Raw genomic sequence first — 1,649 nt, 5'->3', positions numbered from 1 at the left:
CGGTACGTGTCAAGGTACCTGTCACCTTGTCTTACAGTTGCTAGCCCGTTGCGCTCTTAATTTCAGGGCGCTCTGGGTTTAAATACACAGCATCTGCCAACTTCCAGTTGCGTGTTCGAGTGCTCCAGCGGCTCGGATTAGCTTCCTTGGCATTTTCATAAAGCATTGCTCTAGCTTGTAATAGAGCCGTTGCTTTGCCTTCGTGCCGCTGGTTTGGCGTCACGTATTTCAGGGCGCTGTGGCGGTGATCTTCGTTGTACCACTCGATAAATCCCTGCACCCAAATTCTTGCCTCAGTCACCGTATCAAATGGTTGATCCGGCCAGAGCGGGCAGTACTTTGCGGTACGAAAAAGTGCTTCGGCGTAAGCGTTGTCATTGCTCACCCTTGGCCGGCTAAAGGACGGCTCGACGCCCAGGGCAACCATGCTTTCACGTAACAAGGAACCTCTCATGACGTGGCCGTTATCCGAGTGCAGCACCAACGGTCGACCCGCTGTATGTTCACGCAAGCATCCCTTTCTAAGCAGCTCACACGCGTGTTCGGCGCATTCCACCTCATGCACTTCATTGGCTACCAGCTTGCGGCTGTAGACATCCTTGACCATGTACCAGTAGAAAAAACGACCTCTGACAGTGCTGGGTAGCCAAGTGATATCCCAGCACCAAACCTGATTGGGAGCGTCAGCGCGATGCGTCGTCAGGACCTTGCGTTTCGGGGCTTTGGTTCGGCCGCGACGCACGTTTTGATTAGCGGCTTTTAACACACGGTAAAACGTCGACTCTGAAGCGAGGTAGATACCTTCATCGGCCAGTTTTGGAACGATTTGGTGTGGGGTGAGGCTGGCGTAGCCAGCCTGATTGGCAGCATCAAGCACCGCTTGGCGCTCTGCCTCACTGAGCTTGTTCGACGGCGCTGCTCGCTGAGCCAGTAGACGCCCATCGCAGCAGGCGTGTCGCCAACGTTGAACTGTACGCAGGCTCAGCCCTAGCTCATTACACGCTCGATATCGACGAGCCCCACTCAACACCGCTTCAGCAATCAACTTCATGGCTTGCGTACGATCAGAGGCGCTGATCAGTCTTCCTTGTCCTTGCCCCAGATCGCATTGGCTTTTTTTCTGAGCTCCAGCAAAGCCACCGCCTCCGCACGTCCTGCATCGGATTGGATCAGCTGACGCTCCAGATCTTTGATCCGCCGCTGCTCGGCAGTTCTTTCTGCACTAGGTTTCAAATCAGCAAGGGTATTGGCGTTTTGGCACGCCTCGCGCCACTGCTGGATTTGCTCAGGATAAATGCCCTTGATTCGGCAATATTGAGAAATCTCAACCTCACTCAACGGTGCGGTTTCCATGACAGCATTGAATTTATCGGCGCTGGACCATTGATCACTGGTCTTGCCATTTCCCGGCACGATCAAACCTTTATCTCTAGCCATTTGTCTCCAGTTTCGCAGTGACTGAGGCGTGAGATTAAGCGCAATGGCGAGTTCTGCCACTGAGCGATTTAGAGGCGGCATCATTTGCAAGACGACCCAATCTTTGAAGTCGTCGTCGTAGCGTTTGCCTAGATTGGACATTGTTATGCACCTTCGCCCTCTTGAATGAATGAGTCAATCAACAAGGGTGACAGGTAGCCTGACACGGAGGG

The 1,649-nt window shown here is 53.5% G+C and carries 1 protein-coding gene; it reads right to left on the bottom strand.

Going from position 1 to position 1,649, the window contains the following annotated elements; translation table 11 throughout:
* Positions 1-40: 40 nt before the first annotated feature.
* Positions 41-1,578 (bottom strand): IS3 family transposase gene (locus tag CKW15_RS27770; protein WP_371856329.1). Its coding sequence is split into 2 segments (ribosomal slippage): positions 41-1,128 and positions 1,128-1,578, totalling 1,539 coding nucleotides; the frame shifts between segments, so codons are not numbered across the junction.
* Between the last annotated feature and the right edge of the window lie 71 nt (positions 1,579-1,649).

Origin of the sequence: Pseudomonas sp. Irchel s3b5 (assembly GCF_900187435.1) — a bacterium.
Classification (GTDB): Bacteria; Pseudomonadota; Gammaproteobacteria; order Pseudomonadales; family Pseudomonadaceae; genus Aquipseudomonas.
This window is presented reverse-complemented; position numbering and strand designations above follow the sequence as displayed.